This window comes from Cellulomonas citrea, assembly GCF_009829685.1.
GTDB classification, from domain to species: domain Bacteria; phylum Actinomycetota; class Actinomycetes; order Actinomycetales; family Cellulomonadaceae; genus Cellulomonas; species Cellulomonas citrea.
Genome location: NZ_VWSD01000052.1, coordinates 1 through 19,478, shown reverse-complemented (window position 1 = coordinate 19,478; position 19,478 = coordinate 1). Strand labels below are relative to the sequence as shown.

The following is a 19,478-nucleotide window of genomic DNA, read 5'->3' as shown; positions in this document are numbered from 1 at the left end:
CCGCGCCGCAGGTCCCCGCGAGCAGTGCGGCGTCGGCGACCGTCATGTGCGGCAGCCCGAGGCTCACGAGCACGACGGTGAGCGCGGCGACCACCCGGACCGGCCAGGGCGCGTCGAGCCGAGCGGCGACGCGGTAGACGCCGGTGGCGGCGGCCACGAGGGCGAGGCCAAGCAGGGCTGCGGCCCCGGGCTGGTCCAGGCCCGTGGTCGACAGCTCGGTGACCAGGACGACGGCGGTGAGCGCGGCCGCCCCGGAGCTCACCACGAGGGTGCCGGGCACGCGGCGCCCGTCGGTGGGCAGGGTGACGAGTCGTCCCACCCGGGCGGGTGCGGACGGCGCGCTGGGCTGCAGATGGGCGGGCCGACGGGCCGCCCGGCGCGCCGGTGCGTCGTCGATACCAGGTGGTCGCTGCCCGACGGGAGAGGTCACACCCGTGTGATCGGCACCCGGCGCGCCGGTGTGAACGTCCGGCCGCGCCCGCCGTGGGGCGCTCAGAGGGTGCGGGTGGCCTGCGCCCAGTCGAGGCGGGCGGCGCGCGGGAAGGCGTCGCCGTCACCGGCGACGTGGCCGACGTTGAGCACCATGAGCGAGCTCCAGCCGTCCTCGGCGAGCAGGTCGGCGTCGATGCCCGCGGCGTCCATCCCGCTCATCGGCCCGACGCCCAGGCCGACGGCGCGCAGCGCGACGATGAGGTAGCCGCTCTGCAACAGCGCGTTGGTGCGGGCCATGGCGGCGCGGACCTGGGGGGCCGACTCGAGCTCGGCGGCGCGCTCGGAGGCGTGCGGGGCGAGCACCGGGAGGGTGGTGTGGAACCGGGGGTCGGCGGCGAGCACGAGGCTGACCGGGGCGTCGAGCACGCGCTGCTTGTTGCCGTCGTTCATGTGGGCGGCGAGCCGCTCGCGCGCGGCGGGCGTCGCGACGACGAGGACGCGCAGCGGCCCGGTGTTCATCGCGGTGGGGCCCCACTTGGCCAGGTCCCAGGCGGCCTGGAGCTCGGCCTGGGTGACCGGCTGGTCGGTGAAGGAGCGGACGGTGCGGGCCTGCCGGAAGAGCAGGTCGGCGTCGCGCTCGGTGATCGAGGACGGCTCCTCGGTCAGGGGGCTCGGGTCGGAGAGGTCGAGGTCAGCGCTCATGTCTGGATGAACGCTCTGCCACCAGCATTCATCCCACCTGTGCTGTGATCCCTCTCACACAGCCGTGCGGTCGGTGCGGCTCAGGCGGCCACCGGGGTCCGGTGGGCCGCCTCGAGCTGGGCGACCTGCTCGTCGGCGATGAGCCTGCGCCGCCGCGAGTACCAGGCGACGAGCAGCGGCGCGAGCGCACCGAACCAGGCCAGCGGCGCGGCCATCGAGACCCCCAGGAAGCCGAGCGGGCCGACGAGCAGCAGCGCGGCCGCGGTCCGGGCCACCAGCTCGAAGACGCCGGCCACGGTCGGCCAGCCGGCCAGGCCGAGCCCCTGCAGCGCGTTGCGGATGACGAACAGCACGCCCACGGCCGAGTAGAGCGGCCCGTTGACCCAGAAGTAGGTGCGCGCCAGCTCGACGACGGGCTCGTTGCCCGGGCCGACGAACGCCTCGACGAGCGTCGGGCCCGCCACGATCGTCACCGCCCCGACGACGATCGCGGTGCCCACCGCCATGGCCGACGTCTGCGCGGTGCCCTTGCGGATCCGGGCCCAGGCCAGCGCACCACGGTTCTGGGCGACGAACGTGGCCGTGGCCACCCCGAGCGCGGCGAGCGGTGCGATGGCGAGCTGGTCCACCCGCATCGCGGCGGTGAACGCCGCGACCGCCTGGGCGCCGAGCCCGTTGATGGCGTACTGCAGCGCGATCGCGCCGATCGCCACGATCGACATCTGGAACCCCATCGGCAGCCCGATGCGCAGCGTCTCGCGCAGCGCCGGCCGGGACACGGTCCGGTCGGCGCGGGGCAGCCGCAGCTCGGGCATCGTGCGCACGACCACCACCAGCCCGATCGCGGTGGCCAGCAGCTGCGCGATGATCGTGGCGAGGGCGGCCCCGGCCACCCCGCTGTGCAGCGGGCCGACGAGGAGCACGACGAGCCCGGCGTTGAGCACGCACGAGCCGACGAGCAGCAGCAGCGGCGTGCGGGAGTCACCCAGGGCGCGGATCACACCGCACAGGTAGGTGAACGCGAGCATCGCGCCGATCCCGCCGAACTGGACGGCGGCGAACGTCGTCGCGTCGTCGAGCAGCTCGGCCGGGGTGTTGAGCGCGGCGAGCACCGGGCGCGACAGCGGCACGGACACCGCCGTGAGGACCACGGCGATGCCGACGCAGGCTACCGTCCCGGCCACGACGGCCCGGCGCAGCGCCGGCAGGTCCGCGGCACCGAAGGCATGGGCCACCGGGATGGCGAAGCCGCTGGTCGCCCCGAGCGTGAAGCCGATGAGCAAGAATGCGAGCCCGCCGGTCGACCCGACGGCGGCGAGCGCGTCCACGCCGATGAAGCGCCCGACGACGGCGGCGTCGACGAGGGAGTACAGCTGCTGCACGACGCTGCCGACGAGCAGCGGCAGCGCGAAGGCGGCGATGAGGCGGGCGGGGGGACCGGAGGTCAACGAGGTGGTCATGCGGGGGTGCTCCGACGAGCGGGTGGTTCGGGCGGGGTGGTGTCGTCGCATGGTCTCCGAGGAGGTGCTCCTGCGTCCGCAGCACCACGGTAGGCCGTCCCACGGCGACCTGTCGAATCGTTTCGAGAAAGTCCGCCCGCCCGGGGGACCGTGCTGTCCACCTATCCTGGGACCGTGCCTGCCCCGCTCGTCCTCGGCCTGGAGTCCTCCTGCGACGAGACGGGTGTCGGCCTCGTCCGAGGCCACGAGCTGCTGGCCGACGAGGTCGCCTCCTCCGTCGACGAGCACGCCCGGTTCGGCGGGATCATCCCGGAGATCGCCTCCCGCGCCCATCTCGAGGCGATGGTGCCGACCCTCACCCGGGCGCTGGACGCGGCAGGGGTTGGTCTTGCCGACGTCGACGCGGTCGCCGTCACCGCTGGGCCGGGGCTGGTCGGCCCGCTCACCGTGGGCACGGCCGCAGCCAAGGCGCTCGCGCTCGCGCTGGGCAAGCCGCTGTACGGCGTCAACCACGTCGTCGGGCACGCCGTGGTCGACGAGCTGGTGCACGGCCCGTTCGGTGAGCAGGTGATGGCGCTCGTCGTCTCCGGTGGGCACTCCTCGCTGCTGCTGCTCGAGGACACCGTGCACGTCACCGAGCTCGGCTCGACGCTCGACGACGCGGCCGGCGAGGCGTTCGACAAGGTGGGGCGCCTGCTCGGGCTGCCCTACCCCGGCGGCCCGCACATCGACCGGCTGGCCCGCGAGGGCGACCCGACGGCCATCCGGTTCCCGCGCGGCCTCAACGCCGCCAAGGACCAGGCCACGCACGCCACCGACTTCTCGTTCTCCGGTCTCAAGACGGCCGTGGCGCGCTGGGTCGAGGCCCGGCAGGACGCCGGTGAGCCGGTGCCGCTGCCCGATGTGGCCGCTTCGTTCTCGGCCGCCGTCGCCGATGTGCTCACCGCCAAGTCGATCGCCGCGGCCAAGGCCCACGGGGTGTCCACACTCGTCATCGGCGGCGGCTTCTCGGCCAACTCCCAGCTGCGCGAGCTCGCGGCGGTGCGCTGCGAGCAGGCCGGCATCGAGCTGCGCATCCCGCCGATCCGATACTGCACCGACAACGGGGCGATGATCGCGGCCCTGGGGTCGGCCGTCGTCACGCGCGGCCTGCCCGCCAGCCCGGCCGACTTCGGGGTGGACTCCACGATGCCGCTCACCCAGGTGCTCGTCTGAGGGGTCTTCCCCCCGTCGGCCTCAGCCGGGCCGGAGGCCTGCCGATCGCCCCGGTGTGCGTGACGTCCTCGTCGTCCTTCTCGTCGTCGCCATGCTGGTCGTCGGCCCGACGGTGCTCACCCGGCTGGTCGTGGTGCTCGAGGCGGCGCGGTCCACGACCGACCCCGAGCTGCGCCGGAGCCTGCTGCGCGCACCGCTGCACCTGCGGTTCTACCGGGTCCGGCTGCGGCTGCCGTGGTACCCGACGGACCCGTACGAGCTGGGCGTCCCGGTCGAGGTGCTCCCGTTCGGTGACGGTCGGCCGGGCGAGCGCCTGCGGCTGCCGTGCCGGCCGGTACGGCGCCAGGAGGTGCTCGGCCCCGACGGCTCGCGGACCGACGTGGAGGTCCAGGTCGCGCCCGACCTGTGGTTCGCGGTGGTGTGCCTCGGGCGTGTGGGGTGGGTGCACGGCGACAACGTCCTCACGGCGGCGCCCGTGCGGGTGGTCCCGCGCCCGGGTCCGGTCACCTGGGAGCAGCCGGTGCGCGAGGTTATGACGCCGATCGGACCTGCCTGGCGTCGTACCGCGGTGCTGCCCACCGGCTCGCGGATCACCGACATCCACCTCGACCACGACGGGTGGGCCTACGTGATCGGGGTCCGGCACGCACCGCTGCGGCTGGACGCGGAGCAGTTCCGGGACACCGTGCTGGCCTCCTGGACCTGGATCGAGCCGTGAGCGCGTGCGATGCGGTCGGCGCGCGCCGCGTCGTCGCTCAGATCTCGTGCTGTCTGCCGATGGGACTCCTGAGCAGCAAGGAGAGCACCACCCCATGAACGTCTCGCCCGTCGGACCGACCGTGACCACCTCCGTCATCAGCCAGATCGAGGCCCTGCGCAAGCAGGTCACCCGGCTCACCAAGGAGCTCAAGGCGGAGGTGACCTCGACGGACGACGCCAAGACCAAGGCGCTCAAGCAGCAGCTCATCAGCCAGCAGATCATGGTGCTCGAGGCCAGGATCGCCGCGCTGCAGAACCAGCAGTCCCAGCAGCAGCCGTCCGCGACGCTGGCCCCCTCGCCCGTCGCATCGGCGACGTCCGCTCCGGCGCGGTCGGCCGACGGCGCCGGCTGGCGGGTCGACGTCGCGCTCTAGGCGCGGCTCACAGCGGCCGACCGGCCGCCATCTCCTCGACCAGCGAGCGGACCACCGCGGCCAGGTCGCCGTCGTTGCGCCGGGCGACGGTGCGCTGGCGCTGGTACGACGCACCGCGGCGCACGATGGTCGCCACCTGGGCGAGCTCGTCCGTGCAGCCCAGCCGTTCGGCCACCGGGGCGAGGTCGGCCACCCACCGGGTCACCGAGTCGGTGACGAGCTCCTCGTCACCGGCGTCGTTCGTGATGATGATCGCGTCCATGCCGTAGCGGGCCGAGCGCCACTTGTTCTCCTGCAGGAACCAGGTCGGCATGGTCGGCAGCGGGCGCCCCTCGTCGAGCAGGGTGGAGAAGTGCTCGACGAAGCAGTGCGTGAGCGCGCTCACCGCACCCAGCTCGAGCAGGTTGGTCGCGCCGTCGGCCACCCGGATCTCCAGCGTGCCGAAGTGCGGTGCGGGGCGGATGTCCCAGCGCAGCTCGTTGAACTGGTCGATGACGCCCACGTGCAGCATGTCGCCGACGTACTGCTCGAGCTGGTGCCACTCGTCGAACCCGGGCGGCAGACCGGCCGTCGGCAGCTGCTGGAACAGCAGCGCCCGGTTGGAGGCGTAACCGGTGTCCTCCCCGCCCCAGAACGGCGAGGACGCGGACAGCGACTGCAGGTGCGGGAACACCGTCATGAGCGCGCGCGAGATCGGCAGCACCTTGTCCCGGTCCTCGATGCCCACGTGCACGTGCACGCCGTAGATGAGCATCTGCCGGCCCCACCACTGGGTGCGGTCGATGAGCGTGGCGTACCGCTCCTTGTCGGTCACCTTCTGCCGCGAGGCCTGCGCGAACGGGTGGGTGCCGCCGCCGGCCAGCTCGATGCGCAGCGGGGTGGCGATCTCCTGCACCTGGTCGAGCGCGCGACGCAGGTCGCCGACCGCCTCACCGACGGTGCGGCACACGCCCGACGCGACCTCGATCGTGTTGAGCAGCAGTTCCTGCTTGATGGCCGGGTGCTCGGAGCCGTCGGGGGAGACCTGGGCGAGGATCGCGGCGGCCGCCTGGCGCAGGTCGCCGGAGTCGGCGTCGACGAGCGCGACCTCCCACTCCAGGCCCACGGTGGAGCGGGGGGAGGCGGTGAACCCGATCGGGGCGGGGGTCGCCATCACGGGGTCCTGGTCGCGATGTGCGGCGCCCTGGCGTGCATGGCGCGATCCTCGCACGGGCGCCCGGCCGCCGCTGCGTGCGGCGTGTCACCGACGTGCCGGGCGCGGCGGGCGTGTCCGCACCGTGGACCGCCGGCGTTCACATCCGGGTCCGGTGCGCTCAGAGCCGTTCGACGACGAGCACCCGCTGCGCCCCGGCGACCCGGGTGAGCACGAGCGTGGCCGCGCGGTCGCCGCGCAGCGCGAGCTGGCTGCGCAGCTGCTCGGGGGTGACGGCGGTGCCGCGCTTCTTGATCTCCAGCGTCCCGATGCCCCGTGCGCGCAGGTAGGCCCGCAGCGGTTTGAGGCCGAACGGCAGGTCGTCGAGCACCCGGTACCCGGTGGCGACCGGGGAGGTCACGAGGTGGTCGCCGGTGACGTAGGCGATGGTCGGGTCGACGAGCCGCCCGCCCACCTCCCGCACGACGGCGGAGACCAGACCGGCGCGGATCACGGCACCGTCGGGCTCGTAGAGGTAGCTGCCGACCGGGCCGACGGGTGGGTGCGCGGCGTCGTCCGGACCGGCGGCCACGGTGTGCGCCCCGTGCGCGTCGAGCACGAGCGCCGAGCGGCCGGGACCCTCGGGCGCCAGCGGCCCGAACCACAGCCCCACCTCGACGACGTCGCCGTCCACGCTCACCCACTGCGCGTGCGCCTCCGGCGGGACGGCGGAGTGCGCCAGACCGGGGCCGAGCTTGATGCCGAGCGCCGGCACCCTGGCGCGCATCGCGAGCACCGCGTCGAGCGGGGGGCTGAAAGCGGCCGGGTCGAACACCCGGGTGCCGGACCGTCGCCGTCGCGCCGGGTCGGCGTACAGCGCGTCGACCTCGCTCAGGTCGAGCGTGAGGCCGTCGGTGTGCCGGACCTGCACCTCGGGGAAGAACCGCAGGTTGACGGTCGCCAGGGCGGCCGTGGTCTCGTCCTGCTCGGCGGCGATCACCTGCAGCCCGACGCCGGCGAACGCGAGGGCGTCGGCGCCGAGCCCGGTGGTGAGGTCGGCGACGACGTGCACCCCGGCGTCGCGGTAGCGCCGGGCGTGGTGCGCGGCGACGACCAGTCGTGTGGCCTGCTCCAGCCCCTGGCTGGTGAAGAGCATCCCGTCGGCGAAGTCGCCGAGCTTGGCCCGGGCCTTGGCGCGCAGCCGCGACTGGGTGAGCGCGGCGGCGACCAGGGCAGGCTCGACGCCGGCGCGGGTGAGGCGTTCGGACAGGTGCAGCGCCTCGCGCTCGTCGTACGGCGGCAGCCCGGCGAGCAGCTCCCAGCCGTCGGGCCGCATGAGGCGGGCCAGGCCGTCGGCGTCCATGCGGCGATCCTTGCACGGTACCGGGGTGGCAGCCGTGCGCCCACCTGGCACTCGCCTTGACCGAGTGCTAACCGGTTCCTAGAGTGGTGCCGTTGGCACTCTCCAGGTGAGTGTGCCAACGCGCGCCCCAGGTCCCGGCACCCGCGACGACGTGGCCCGACGGTGCGAACCAGACATGGACGTACTACTCACACGCGAAGGGGAGGTCCGCAGTGTCGGTCTCCATCAAGCCGCTCGAGGACCGGATCGTGGTGAAGGCCCTCGAGGCCGAGACCACCACGGCTTCCGGGCTCGTCATCCCGGACAGCGCCAAGGAGAAGCCCCAGGAGGGCGAGGTCCTGGCCATCGGCCCGGGTCGCATCGACGACAAGGGCAACCGCGTCCCGCTGGACGTCAAGGTCGGTGACAAGGTCATCTACTCCAAGTACGGCGGCACCGAGGTCAAGTACGCCGGCGAGGAGTTCCTCATCCTCTCGGCCCGCGACGTCCTGGCGGTCGTCGAGAAGTGACCTGCTGATCCCAGCACCACGAAGGCTCCCTCCCGAGGTCGGGAGGGAGCCTTCGTCGTTGCTGCGCGGGGTGGGTCAGCCGGCGTGCGCCTGCGCGGCGCGCTGGCGGCGCGCGACGATCTCGGTCCGCTCCTCCTCCGACAGGCCGCCCCACACCCCGTAGGGCTCGCGCACCTGGAGGGACTGCTCGCGGCACTGGGTGAGCACCGGGCAGGTGGCGCAGATCGCCTTGGCCGTCTCGGCGCGGCGGCGTCGGGCCGCACCGCGCTCGCCCTCGGGGTGGAAGAACAACGTCGGGTCGGCGTCGCGGCACGCGCCTTCGAACTGCCACTCCCACAGGTCCATCACGGGTCCGGGCAGTCGTGAGATCTCAGCCATTGGGTGCTCCCCTGTCGATACGTGCGGCGCGGCGGCCCGTGGTGCCTGCGCAGCGTGTCGCGCCACCGTACAACCGCGCCAGAAGTTGTTCAATACCCGGTCGCGCACTTGGGCGGGTGACTCGTTTTGGGTCGGCTGCGGGCGATCGCCCTGCTCAGGTCGGGGCGGCCGGGTTGTGCATCGCCCGTCATGAAACGGGTCGGGCTGGCAGAATCGCGTGGTGAGCAGTGCTGAGCCACCCGGTCCGGGCGAGGCCGCACCCGGGCTCGCCGTCGCCGCGGTGGCGAGGCGGCTCGGGGTCGCACCGGCGACGCTGCGCACCTGGGACCGCCGCTACGGGCTCGGCCCGAGCGAGCACGCGGCCGGCGCCCACCGCCGCTACGGCCCGCGGGACGTCGAACGGCTCATGGTCATGCGCCGTCTCACCCTCGACGGGCTGGCCCCGGCCGACGCCGCCCGGGTCGCGCTCGGGGAGCCGGCCGAGGGCAGCGCCCGGCTGCTGAGTGCCGACCGGTCGCCGCAGGCGGTGGTCGACGCCGCGCTCGCCGCCGACGAGGAGCGGCTCGCCTCGTTGTTGCGGCTGGGCGACCAGGAGGACGCCGTCGACTGGTGGGCCGGTCTGGTCGCCCCGGCACGTGAGCTGCTGCAGCGTCGCACCGTGCTCGACCGGCCGGGGCTGGACGCCGACCTGGCGCTCGAGCACGCCGTCGTCCAGGCCGTGCGGCGACGCACCTCGGAGCGTCGCACGCACCCCGCCGCAGGTCTGGTGCTGCTCACCGCGCCGCCCGGTGCGCCCCGGCCGCTCGTGCTGCACGCGGTGGCCGCCGCGATCTCCGAGGTGGACGCACGGCTCGTCTCCGGGCCGCTCATCGGCCGGCACCTGGTCGAGCTGGCCGCGATGACCCGCGCCCGCGCCGTCGTCACCGTCTCCGAACGGGTCGGTGACGACCTGTCCCTCGTGGGCGAGCTGAGCGCGGCCCGGCCCGAGCTGGCCCAGCTCGTGCTCGTGCCCGCGGCGGACTTCGGCGCGATCCCGACCGGCCCCGCGGTGCAGCGTGCCAGGTCGGCCGCCGGCCTCATCCACGAGCTGCGCGCGGTGCTCGACACGTCCGCCGCGGCGGGGGGCTGAGCCGTGCCGCGGGCAGGTGTGCGGTACGGGTTGGACGTCCGACCCGGAAGGACGCTCACATGAGGCCCCGAGGAGCCGATAGGCCGAACGGTGCGGTGGAGAGCGCGCACATCGAGCGGGAGGAGGGCAGATGGCCGGGGTCGTGGTGTGCCACGCGACGGCGTCGATCCGTGAACGCATCGTCGTGACGTCGCTGGGTGTGCCGTTGCTCGCACCGGTGCGGGCTGCCGCCTCCGCCGACGAGCTGGTCACGCTCGCCCGCAGGCTGCCGCCGGCCGTCGTGCTGCTGGACGCCGACCTGCCCGGGCCCGGCCCTGCCGAGGCGATGCGGCGGCTGCACACCGTGGCGCCCGCCGCGACGGTCGTCATGCTCGCCGGTCCGGACGACGTGCCCGCCCTCGAACGTGCCCTCGCGCTCGGCGCGCGCGGGTTCCTCACCCCGGACGTCAACCGCTCCGAGCTCGCCGCCGTCGCCGCTCACGTGCACGCGGCCTTGGCCGGCGGCCTGACGTCCGGCCGCGACGAGACGCAGACGGCGGTCCGGGCCGAGGAGACCCGCACGCCCGACCCCGAACGTGCGGTCGTGCCGGCGGGACCGGTCGTCGCGCTCACCCGTCGTGAGCTCGAGGTGCTGGTCGGGATGAGCAACGGACGCTCCAACGCCCAGATCGGCCAGGACCTCTACCTGTCCGAGGACACCGTGAAGACCCACGCCCGTCGGCTGTTCCGCAAGCTCGGCGCCTCCGACCGGGCGCAGGCGGTGGCGATCGGGATGCGTCGGGGCCTCATCCACTGAACCCGCCCGACGGCGGCCGGCCGTCATGGGCTGCGCACCGCACGGGGCGGTCGCGGACCGAGGGACCGCTCCGGGGAACCTCCCGCGGCCCGCGTACGATGGTCCGGTGGACGGAACCGAGCGCACCCAGGACCCGTTCGGCCTCGTCGGGCTGACGTACGACGACGTGCTGCTGCTGCCGGGCGAGACCGATGTGATCCCGTCCGAGGTGGACACCACCTCGCGACTGACCCGGGAGATCAGCGTCCGCGTGCCGCTCGTCTCGGCGGCGATGGACACCGTGACCGAGGCCCGGATGGCCATCGCGATGGCGCGTCAGGGCGGCCTCGGCGTGCTGCACCGCAACCTGTCCATCGCGGACCAGGCGCACCAGGTCGACCTGGTGAAGCGCTCGGAGTCCGGGATGATCACCGACCCGGTGACCGTCGGGCCGGACGTCACGCTCGAGGAGCTCGACCGGCTGTGCGGCACCTACCGGGTGTCCGGTCTGCCGGTGGTCGACGAGGACCGCCACCTCGTCGGCATCATCACCAACCGCGACCTGCGGTTCGTGCCGGCGGCGGAGTTCGCCACCCGGCGGGTGCGCGACGTCATGACCTCGATGCCGCTGGTCACCGCGCCCGAGGGGATCGCGCGCGACGACGCCGCCGCCCTGCTGGCCAAGCACAAGATCGAGAAGCTGCCGCTGGTCGACCAGGCCGGTCGGCTGGCCGGGCTCATCACGGTCAAGGACTTCGTCAAGTCCGAGCAGTACCCGCATGCCACGAAGGACGGTGAGGGCCGGCTCGTGGTCGGAGCCGCCATCGGTTTCTACGGCGATGCGTGGGAGCGGGCCACGGCGCTCGTCGAGGCCGGCGCCGACGTGCTCGTCGTCGACACGGCCAACGGACACGCCCGGCTCATGCTCGACATGGTGCGACGGCTCAAGTCCGACCCGGCCACCCGGCACGTCCAGGTGATCGGCGGCAACGTCGCCACCCGCGAGGGAGCCCAGGCGCTCGTCGACGCCGGGGTGGACGCGGTCAAGGTCGGCGTCGGCCCGGGCTCCATCTGCACCACGCGCGTCGTCGCCGGGGTCGGTGTGCCGCAGGTGACGGCGATCTACCTGGCGGCGCAGGCCTGCAAGCCGGCCGGGGTGCCGCTCATCGGCGACGGTGGTCTGCAGTACTCCGGCGACATCGCCAAGGCACTCGTGGCCGGTGCGGACACGGTGATGCTCGGTTCCCTGCTCGCGGGCTGCGACGAGTCGCCGGGCGAGCTGGTCTTCGTCAACGGCAAGCAGTACAAGCACTACCGCGGGATGGGGTCCCTCGGGGCGATGGCCTCCCGCGGTCGGGTCTCGTACTCCAAGGACCGCTACTTCCAGGCCGACGTGCCGTCGGACGAGAAGATCGTGCCCGAGGGCATCGAGGGTCAGGTGCCCTACCGGGGGCCGCTCGGTGCGGTCGCGCACCAGCTGGTCGGGGGGCTGCACCAGTCGATGTTCTACGTCGGCGCGCACACCATCCCGCAGCTGCAGGAGCGCGGGAAGTTCGTCCGGATCACCCCGGCCGGGCTCAAGGAGTCGCACCCGCACGACATCCAGATGACGGTCGAGGCGCCGAACTACACCGCGCGCTGAGCGTCGCCGTCGCTCACCACAGCGTCCCGGCGGGTTCCCGCACCGGCCAGGTGGTCTGCGCGCCGGGACCGTCGAACCCCTGGGACTGCCGCCAGGCGTTGAACTCGAGCGCCCAGTCCCGGTGCGCGTCCACCTGACGTTCGTGCAGCTCGTCGAGCGACAGGTCGGCGAGCTGCGGGAACCGGTCGAGGAGCGCACCCAGCACGTCGAGCGTGGCCACCACGTCGACGTCGGCGCTGTGCAGCGACCCGGACTCGACGACGCCGTAGTGGCCGCACAGGTCGCCGAGCCGGCGCTTGCCCCGGCGGAACCGGTCCTCGGCGCGGTCGAGCACGAGCGGGTCGAGCACCGGGCGCGGCGCGTGGCCCAACCGGTCGGGCAGCGTCGCGAGCCCGTACCGGCGCAGCTCGGCGTCGAGCAGGCACAGGTCGTAGGCGGCGTTGTAGGCGACCACGGGGACCCCGTCGGCCAGCGCCTGGGCGAGCTCGGCGGCGATCTGCTCGAGGGCCACGCGCGGGTCGAGGCCCTGCTCACGCGCCTGCTGCGTGCTCACCCCGTGGATCGCGGTCGCCGCCGCGGGGATCTCGACCCCCGGGTCGAGCAGCCAGGTGCGCACCCGGGTGCCGTCGGCGTCGCGGTGCACGAGCGCAGCGGTGACGATGCGGTCGGACTCGACGTCCACCCCCGTGGTCTCCGTGTCGAAGCCGAGCACCGGCCCGTGCCGCCAGGTCATCGCAGTGCACCCCCGTGTCGTGGTGGCAGCAGGATGACACCGCCCGCTGACACGGGCCGGGAGCCTCGCCGGGGCCGGGGCCGGGGCCGGGGCCGGGTCTCGATCCCGGTCGACCGCCGCTGCGCGCGGTCTGCCAGGCTTGTCGCATGGTGAACGTCATCGACCGCGACACCCAGATGTGCATCTCGCTGGCTGCCCGGCCGGGCAACCACGGCAACCGGTTCCACAACTTCCTGTACGACGCGCTCGGCCTCAACTACGTCTACAAGTCGTTCAGCTCCTCGGACATCGGTGCGACCGTCGCCGGCATCCGGTCGCTCGGCATCCGGGGCGCCAGCGTGTCGATGCCCTACAAGGAGTCGTGCATGCCGTTCCTCGACGCGATCGACCCGTCGGCCGCGGTGATCGACTCCGTGAACACGATCGTCAACGACGACGGCGTGCTCACCGGCTACAACACCGACTACCTGGCCGTGCGCGGCATGCTCGACGACCACGGCGTGGACCGGTCGCTGCCGTTCGCGCTGCTCGGCAGCGGCGGGATGGGCAAGGCCGTGCTCGCCGCGCTGGTGGACGCCGGGTTCACCGACGGGGTGGTGCTCGTGCCGCCGGGGCGTGACCTGGACCGCGGGGCGGCCCTGGCGGCCCGGTACGGCGTGCAGGTGGTGCGTGAGCTGGGCGCCTCGGCGCCCGGGCTGCTGGTCAACGCCTCGCCGGTGGGGATGGCCGGGGGACCGGAGGTCGACGAGGTGGCGTTCGGCGAGAGTGCGGTGGCGGCCGCCCACGTGGTGTTCGACGTGGTGTACCTGCCGGTCGAGACGCCGCTCGTCCGGTGCGCGACGGCCCGCGGGCTCGCGGTGCTGCGCGGTGACGAGGTGATGGCGCGTCAGGCCGCCGAGCAGTTCGTGCTCTACACCGGGGTGCGGCCCACCGCGGCCCAGATCGACGCCGCCGAGGCCTACGCCGCGGCGCCCTGAGGTCCGCGACCGTCGCCCGGGAGGGTCGGCTGGTGGTCGGGTGGGGCGGGCGCGGGGTGAGCGCCGGTAACCTGGCACGGTGAGCAGCGAGATCGAGATCGGTCGCGGCAAGCGCGGTCGGCGGGCCTATTCCTTCGACGACGTGGCCGTGGTGCCCTCCCGGCGCACCCGGGACCCGGAGGAGGTCTCGGTCGGCTGGCAGATCGACGCCTACCACTTCGAGCTGCCGGTGGTCGCGGCGCCGATGGACTCGGTGATGAGCCCCGCCACGGCCGTCGAGCTGGGACGCCTGGGTGGTCTGGGGGTCCTCGACCTCGAGGGGCTGTGGACCCGGTACGACGATCCGCAGCCGCTGCTCGACGAGATCGCCGGGCTCGACGCCGAGCACGCGACCGCCCGGATGCAGGAGATCTACTCCGCGCCGATCCAGCCCGAGCTCATCACGGCCAGGCTCAAGGAGATCCGCAGCGCCGGGGTGACCGTCGCCGGCGCCCTGTCGCCGCAGCGCACCCAGGAGCACTGGCGCACCGTGGTCGAGGCCGGCTGCGACCTGTTCGTCATCCGGGGCACGACGGTCTCGGCCGAGCACGTCTCGGGCCGGGCCGAGCCGCTCAACCTCAAGCGGTTCATCTACGAGCTGGACGTGCCGGTCATCGTGGGCGGTGCCTCGACCTACACGGCGGCGCTGCACCTCATGCGGACCGGTGCGGCCGGTGTCCTCGTCGGTTTTGGCGGGGGTGCGGCGCACACGACGCGGCTCTCGCTCGGCATCCACGCCCCGATGGCCACGGCCGTGGCGGACGTCGCGGCGGCGCGCCGCGACTACCTCGACGAGTCGGGCGGCCGCTACGTGCACGTGATCGCGGACGGCGGCGTCGGCCGCTCGGGCGACCTCGTCAAGGCGCTGGCCTGCGGTGCCGACGCCGTCATGCTGGGGGCCGCGCTCGCGCGGGCGCAGCAGGCGCCGGGTCGCGGTCTGCACTGGGGCTCCGAGGCGCACCACCCCGAGCTCCCGCGCGGCGAGCGGGTCGAGGTGGGCACCGCGGGCACGTTGCAGCAGATCCTGTTCGGCCCGGGGCGCACGGCCGACGGCACGCTCAACCTCATCGGCGCGCTGCGCCGGGCGATGGCCACGACCGGCTACTCCGACCTCAAGGAGTTCCAGCGGGTCGAGGTCGTCGTCTCTCCGTACCAGCCGCGCTGAGCCGCATGCGGGGTCGGTGCCCGAACGGGTGTCGACCCCTGCCAGCTCTGCCTGGGCTGTGACCAAAGTCCGGTTCGGGCATCCGTGTGCGTGGGTTCGACCCCCGTTTTTGTTTGACTGTGTGGGAATCTGTTGACATGACTCCGTGAAGGTCGCACGATGAGTGCCTGACCTGGTCGGCATCGGGCCGACCGCTTGGACAACGGAGTCGAACGACGTGTACGCACCGGAGCGTCACCAGGAGATCGTGACCCGCGCTCGGGCCGAGGGGCGGGTCGACGTCGTCTCCCTCGCCACCCAGCTCGACGTGACCCCCGAGACGATCCGGCGTGACCTCACCGTGCTCGAACGGCACGGCCTGCTCCGCCGGGTGCACGGCGGTGCGATCCCGGTCGAGCGGCTCGGCTTCGAACCGGCCGTCGCCGACCGCGAGCACGTGCTTGCCCCCGAGAAGGAGCGCATCGCGAAGGCGGCGCTCGACGAGCTGCCGCAGTCTGGTGCGGTGATCATCGACGCGGGGACCACCACCGTGCGGCTGGCCGAGATGCTGCCGACGGACCGGGAGCTCACGGTCGTCACGCACTCGCTGCCCGTCGCGACGCTGCTCGCCGGCCGGCCCTCCATCACGTTGCACCTCGTCGGCGGCACGGTGCGGGGCCGCACCTACGCCGCTGTCGGTGCCTGGGCGCTGCGCGACCTCGCCGAGATCCAGGCCGACGTCGCCTTCATCGGCACCAACGGGCTGTCCGTCGAACGCGGTCTGACCACCCCCGACCTGGCCGAGGCCGCCGTCAAGCGCGCCCTGGTCGGTGCTGCCCGTCGCACCGTCGTGCTCGCGGACCGGACCAAGATCGGCCGGGTCGACTTCGCCACGATCGTGCCGCTGTCCGAGGTCGACACCGTCATCACCGACTCCGGTGTCGACCGCGAGCTGGCCGAGGAGCTCGAGGCCACCGGGCTCACGGTGGTGCGCGCATGATCGTCACCCTCACGCCGAACCCGAGCGTCGACCGCGCCCTCGACGTCGCGCAGCTCGAGGTCGGCGAGGTCAACCGGGCCCACGCCACGCACATCGACGCGGGTGGCAAGGGCATCAACGTCTCGCGGGCCCTCGTCGCGCAGGGCCTGGACACTGTCGCGGTGCTCCCCGTCGGCGGCCGGGACGGCGACCTGCTCGTCCGGCTGCTCGCCGACCAGCACGTCGTCGCCCGGCCGGTCGGCGTCGCGGGGGAGACCCGCACCAACATCACGCTCGTCGAGTCCACCGGGGTCACCACCAAGGTGAACGCCCCCGGGCCGACGCTCAGCCCGGCCGAGGTCGACGCCCTGCTCGGGGCCGTCGAGGAGCTGCTCGCCGAACGCCCCGAGGTGCTCGTCGCCGCAGGCAGCCTGCCCGCCGGCGCCGGTGAGGCGTTCTTCGCCCGGCTCACCGGGCTCGCCGCGCGCTACCGGGTGCCGGTCGCGCTCGACACGTCGGGCGTGCCGCTGGCCCGCGCGGTGCGGGGCGGCGGCCTGCAGGTGATCAAGCCCAACGAGGACGAGCTCGGCGAGCTCGTCGGACGTCAGCTGGTCACGGTGGGCGACGCCGTCCGGGCCGCCCGTGACGTCATCGCGATGGGCACCGAGTCGGTGCTCATCAGCCTCGGCGGGCACGGCGCGCTGCTCGTGGACGCCGAACGCACGTGGTGGGCCGGCGGGCCCGCCCTCGTCCCGGCCTCGACCGTCGGCGCGGGTGACACCACCCTGGCCGGCTACCTCGGCGCGGACGGCGACCCCGGTCACCGCCTGGTCACCGCCGTCGCCTGGGGCCGCGCCGCGGTCCTGCTCCCCGGTACCGCCGTACCGACCCCCGAGCAGATCGACGCCAGCACCGTCGACCTGGTCGTCGACCCTGATCCCACCCTCGCACTGAAGGAGCTGTGAGATGAGCACCCCTCTGATCACCCCCGAGCTCGTCGCCGTCGACCTGGTCGCTGCCGACCGTGACCAGGCCACCCGCGCCCTCATCGACCTGCTGGCCGCGGCCGGCCGGGTCACCGACGCCGAGGGGTTCCACGCCGACGTGCGTGCCCGCGAGGCCCAGATGGCGACCGGCATGCCCGGCGGGATCGGCCTGCCGCACGCCCGGTCCGAGTTCGTCACCGTGCCGAGCCTGGCCGTCGGCAAGGTGCCGGCCGGGGTCGACTTCGGCGCCCCGGACGGCGCGGCCACGCTCGTCTTCCTCATCGCGGCCCCGGCCAGCGGTGACGCCGACCACCTCAAGATCCTCGCGGCGCTGGCCCGTCGCCTGGTGCACCCCGAGTTCCGGCAGTCCCTCAACGACGCGACCGACGCCGAGACGGTCGCCCGGATCATCACGACCGAGGTCGTCCCCGCCTGACGTCCCGGCCTCCCACAGCCCCACCTGCACCACCCGTTCCGCCCCGACCACGCCGGGGTGGCGATGCCGCCACCCCTCGAACCGGAAGGCCCGTCATGAAGTTCGTCGCCGTCTCCTCGTGCCCCACGGGGATCGCCCATACGTACATGGCCGCCGAGGCCCTCGAACAGGCAGGCAAGGCTGCCGGTCACGAGGTCGTCGTCGAGACCCAGGGTGCCGCGGGCACCACCCCGATCGACCCCGCCGTGATCGCCGCGGCCGACGGCGTCATCTACGCCGCCGACCTCGAGGTCAAGGACAAGAACCGGTTCGCCGGCAAGCCGTTCGTCGACGTCGGCGTGAAGAAGGCCGTGCACGACGCGCCGGGCGTGCTCGCCCAGGCCATCGCGGCGGTCGAGGCCGCCCAGGCCTCCGGTGCGCCCTCGGCCCCGACGCCCGTCGCCGCGGCCCCGGCCGCACCGGCCCGCAAGCCCGGCGTCGGCAGCCGGATCCGTCAGTACCTCATGACCGGCGTGTCGTACATGATCCCGTTCGTGGCCGCCGGCGGCATCCTCATCGCCCTCGGCTTCCTGCTCGGGACCGTGGCGTGGGGCCAGGACGGCGCCATCGCGGTCACCAAGATCATCGGCGGCGGTGCGGACAACACCTTCGCGGCCGCCTACGCCGCGGCGCACGGCATCGACCTGTCGGCCTCGGGCGCCTCGATCGGCCTCACCACCTTCGCCCAGCACTTCGGCTGGTTCTCCGCCGCGTCGTGGGCGGTGGCGTTCTTCCAGATCGGTGCCGCAGCGTTCGGGTTCCTCGTCCCGGCGCTGTCCGGCTACATCGCCTACGGCATCGCCGACCGCACCGGCATCGTCCCCGGCTTCGTCGGCGGCACCCTCGCGGTGACCGTGGGCGCCGGGTTCCTCGGCGGCATCATCACCGGGTTCCTCGCCGGGTTCCTGGCGCTGTGGCTGGTCAACCGCAAGGTCCCCAAGGGCGTGCGCGGTCTCATGCCGGTCGTCGTCATCCCGCTCGTCGCCACGCTGGTCACCGGTGCGCTCACCGTCCTGGTCATCGGCCCGCCGATGAAGATCGTCAACGAGGGCCTGTCCAGCTGGCTCAACGGCCTGGGCACCACCGCGCTCGTCCCGCTCGGCATCGTCCTCGGCCTCATGATGTGCTTCGACCTGGGTGGCCCGCTCAACAAGGTCGCCTACGTGTTCGCCACCACGGGCCTGTCCAACGCGCTGGCCTCCGGTGCGGCGAGCAGCTCGGGCACCGAGGCGAAGATCATGGCCGCCGTCATGGCTGCCGGCATGGTGCCGCCGCTGGCCGTCGCACTCGCCACCACGCTGCGCCCGAAGATGTTCACCGAGGCCGAGCGTGAGTCGGGCAAGTCGGCCTGGCTGCTGGGCTTCTCGTTCATCTCCGAGGGCGCCATCCCGTTCGCCGCGGCCGACCCGCTGCGCATGATCCCGTCCTTCATGGTCGGCGGTGCCGTCACGGGTGGTCTGTCGATGGCCTTCGGTGCCGGGGTGCTCGCACCTCACGGGGGCATCTTCGTCACCCCGCTCGTCCACCAGCCGCTGCTGTTCCTGCTGGCGCTGCTCATCGGGATGGTCGTCTCGACGGCCCTGCTGATCGTGGCCAAGGGCATCGGCCACGGCTCGGACGCCGACCTGGTGGCCGAGGACGACCTCGTCTCGATCTGACCGAGGACCCAGGCGGGCCGATCCCCGGTTCGCCTAATGTGGGTCGCAACTGCACGCAAAGAAGGGTTCATCATGGCTGAGCGCACCGTCGCCATCGCGTCCAGGGTGGGGCTGCACGCCCGACCCGCCACGATCTTCACCCAGGCGGTCGCTGCGGCCGCCGTCCCGGTGACGATCGCCAAGGCCGGGGGTGCCCCGGTCGACGCCTCCAGCATCCTGTTCGTGATGTCGCTGGGCGTCGGGCACGGCGAGGAGGTCACCCTCAGCGCGGACGGTGCGGACGCCGACCGCGTCCTCGACGAGCTGGTCGCCCTGCTGGCGACCGACCTCGACGAGGAGCAGAAGTGAGCCAGAGCCCTTCGACGGTCGACGCCGGCACCCGCCTCGCGGGTGTCGGCGTCGGCCGCGGCGGTGTCGTCGGGCCCGTCGTCCAGGTGCGTCCGGCCCCCGTCGTGCCGGCCGACGCCCCGGTTCTCGTCGACGGCAAGCCCGCCGGAGATGACGGCTGCCACGCCGATTCCCCACAGCCCCCAGAAGCCGGCGGAGCGTTGCAGGCCCCGCTTGTCGAAGTAGGTGGCGTCGGGGCGCGCGTACGTCACGCCCGCGACGGAGCTCGA

Annotated in this window: 22 protein-coding genes; 15 read left to right on the top strand and 7 right to left on the bottom strand. The window is 73.5% G+C overall.

Annotated features, from left to right (window positions below; translation table 11 throughout):
- The 3 genes from F2B26_RS07925 to F2B26_RS07915 form a co-directional block, all read right to left on the bottom strand.
- On the bottom strand, positions 1-430 hold a 430-nt coding region (locus F2B26_RS07925), incomplete at its 3' end, for a hypothetical protein (RefSeq protein WP_159808132.1).
- A 62-nt stretch (positions 431-492) separates the two neighbouring features.
- Entirely contained in the window at positions 493-1,134 is a 642-nt protein-coding gene (locus F2B26_RS07920) for a malonic semialdehyde reductase (RefSeq protein WP_159808130.1), read from the bottom strand.
- A gap of 80 nt (positions 1,135-1,214) precedes the next feature.
- Positions 1,215-2,594 carry an MATE family efflux transporter gene (locus F2B26_RS07915; RefSeq protein WP_159808128.1) on the bottom strand — a complete coding sequence of 460 codons (1,380 nt, stop codon included), beginning with the start codon at positions 2,592-2,594 and terminating at the stop codon, positions 1,215-1,217.
- 174 nt (positions 2,595-2,768) lie between these two features.
- Between F2B26_RS07915 and tsaD the strand changes: the two genes are divergently transcribed.
- The 3 genes from tsaD (at position 2,769) to F2B26_RS07900 (ending at position 4,942) form a co-directional block, all read left to right on the top strand.
- Entirely contained in the window at positions 2,769-3,809 is a 1,041-nt protein-coding gene (tsaD, locus tag F2B26_RS07910; protein ID WP_159808126.1) for a tRNA (adenosine(37)-N6)-threonylcarbamoyltransferase complex transferase subunit TsaD, read from the top strand.
- Between the two features lie 55 nt (positions 3,810-3,864).
- Positions 3,865-4,527: a hypothetical protein gene (locus tag F2B26_RS07905; protein ID WP_159808124.1), complete on the top strand. Its 663-nt coding sequence runs from the start codon at positions 3,865-3,867 to the stop codon at positions 4,525-4,527.
- Between the two features lie 94 nt (positions 4,528-4,621).
- Positions 4,622-4,942, top strand: a complete 321-nt coding sequence (locus F2B26_RS07900) for a FlxA-like family protein (RefSeq protein WP_159808122.1) — start codon at positions 4,622-4,624, stop codon at positions 4,940-4,942.
- A 7-nt stretch (positions 4,943-4,949) separates the two neighbouring features.
- Here the strand turns inward: F2B26_RS07900 and F2B26_RS07895 are convergent, their stop codons facing one another.
- Positions 4,950-6,095 (bottom strand): glutamate--cysteine ligase, encoded by a 1,146-nt coding sequence (locus tag F2B26_RS07895; protein ID WP_159808120.1) that lies wholly within the window; start codon positions 6,093-6,095, stop codon positions 4,950-4,952.
- A 160-nt stretch (positions 6,096-6,255) separates the two neighbouring features.
- Complete coding sequence (locus tag F2B26_RS07890; RefSeq protein ID WP_159808118.1) at positions 6,256-7,437, bottom strand: THUMP-like domain-containing protein; 1,182 nt, start codon at positions 7,435-7,437, stop codon at positions 6,256-6,258.
- A 212-nt stretch (positions 7,438-7,649) separates the two neighbouring features.
- Between F2B26_RS07890 and groES the strand changes: the two genes are divergently transcribed.
- Complete coding sequence (groES, locus tag F2B26_RS07885; RefSeq protein ID WP_159808116.1) at positions 7,650-7,946, top strand: co-chaperone GroES; 297 nt, start codon at positions 7,650-7,652, stop codon at positions 7,944-7,946.
- Between the two features lie 75 nt (positions 7,947-8,021).
- Here the strand turns inward: groES and F2B26_RS07880 are convergent, their stop codons facing one another.
- Positions 8,022-8,324: a WhiB family transcriptional regulator gene (locus F2B26_RS07880; RefSeq protein ID WP_159808114.1), complete on the bottom strand. Its 303-nt coding sequence runs from the start codon at positions 8,322-8,324 to the stop codon at positions 8,022-8,024.
- A 220-nt stretch (positions 8,325-8,544) separates the two neighbouring features.
- Here F2B26_RS07880 and F2B26_RS07875 point away from each other — a divergent pair, with 220 nt between their 5' ends.
- The 3 genes from F2B26_RS07875 to guaB all read left to right on the top strand — a co-directional run bounded on the left by F2B26_RS07875 (position 8,545) and on the right by guaB (position 11,870).
- Complete coding sequence (locus F2B26_RS07875; RefSeq protein WP_159808112.1) at positions 8,545-9,453, top strand: MerR family transcriptional regulator; 909 nt, start codon at positions 8,545-8,547, stop codon at positions 9,451-9,453.
- 130 nt (positions 9,454-9,583) lie between these two features.
- A complete protein-coding gene (locus F2B26_RS07870; RefSeq protein ID WP_159808110.1) occupies positions 9,584-10,249 on the top strand; it encodes a response regulator transcription factor in 666 nt (221 codons plus the stop codon).
- 25 nt (positions 10,250-10,274) lie between these two features.
- Positions 10,275-11,870 (top strand): IMP dehydrogenase, encoded by a 1,596-nt coding sequence (guaB, locus tag F2B26_RS07865; RefSeq protein WP_438939178.1) that lies wholly within the window; start codon positions 10,275-10,277, stop codon positions 11,868-11,870.
- Positions 11,871-11,883: 13 nt separating this feature from the next.
- Here the strand turns inward: guaB and F2B26_RS07860 are convergent, their stop codons facing one another.
- Positions 11,884-12,603 (bottom strand): exonuclease domain-containing protein, encoded by a 720-nt coding sequence (locus tag F2B26_RS07860; protein WP_159808106.1) that lies wholly within the window; start codon positions 12,601-12,603, stop codon positions 11,884-11,886.
- A gap of 149 nt (positions 12,604-12,752) precedes the next feature.
- Between F2B26_RS07860 and F2B26_RS07855 the strand changes: the two genes are divergently transcribed.
- The 8 genes from F2B26_RS07855 to F2B26_RS17305 all read left to right on the top strand — a co-directional run.
- On the top strand, positions 12,753-13,580 hold the full coding sequence (locus F2B26_RS07855) for a shikimate 5-dehydrogenase (RefSeq protein WP_201292658.1): 828 nt from the start codon (positions 12,753-12,755) through the stop codon (positions 13,578-13,580).
- Between the two features lie 79 nt (positions 13,581-13,659).
- Positions 13,660-14,784, top strand: a complete 1,125-nt coding sequence (locus F2B26_RS07850; protein ID WP_159808102.1) for a GuaB3 family IMP dehydrogenase-related protein — start codon at positions 13,660-13,662, stop codon at positions 14,782-14,784.
- A gap of 217 nt (positions 14,785-15,001) precedes the next feature.
- The gene (locus tag F2B26_RS07845; protein ID WP_159808134.1) at positions 15,002-15,763 is read left to right on the top strand and encodes a DeoR/GlpR family DNA-binding transcription regulator; all 762 of its coding nucleotides are present in this window, start codon (positions 15,002-15,004) and stop codon (positions 15,761-15,763) included.
- Positions 15,760-16,707 (top strand): 1-phosphofructokinase, encoded by a 948-nt coding sequence (gene pfkB, locus F2B26_RS07840; protein WP_159808100.1) that lies wholly within the window; start codon positions 15,760-15,762, stop codon positions 16,705-16,707. The genes F2B26_RS07845 and pfkB overlap by 4 nt, the downstream gene beginning before the upstream one ends.
- A gap of 1 nt (position 16,708) precedes the next feature.
- Positions 16,709-17,164, top strand: a complete 456-nt coding sequence (locus tag F2B26_RS07835; RefSeq protein WP_159808098.1) for a PTS sugar transporter subunit IIA — start codon at positions 16,709-16,711, stop codon at positions 17,162-17,164.
- A gap of 95 nt (positions 17,165-17,259) precedes the next feature.
- Entirely contained in the window at positions 17,260-18,861 is a 1,602-nt protein-coding gene (locus tag F2B26_RS07830) for a PTS fructose transporter subunit IIC (protein WP_159808096.1), read from the top strand.
- Positions 18,862-18,933: 72 nt separating this feature from the next.
- A complete protein-coding gene (locus tag F2B26_RS07825) occupies positions 18,934-19,209 on the top strand; it encodes an HPr family phosphocarrier protein (RefSeq protein WP_159808094.1) in 276 nt (91 codons plus the stop codon).
- Positions 19,206-19,478, top strand: a 273-nt coding sequence (locus F2B26_RS17305; RefSeq protein WP_210766847.1) for a hypothetical protein, incomplete at its 3' end; no start/stop codon positions are given. The genes F2B26_RS07825 and F2B26_RS17305, both read left to right, overlap by 4 nt.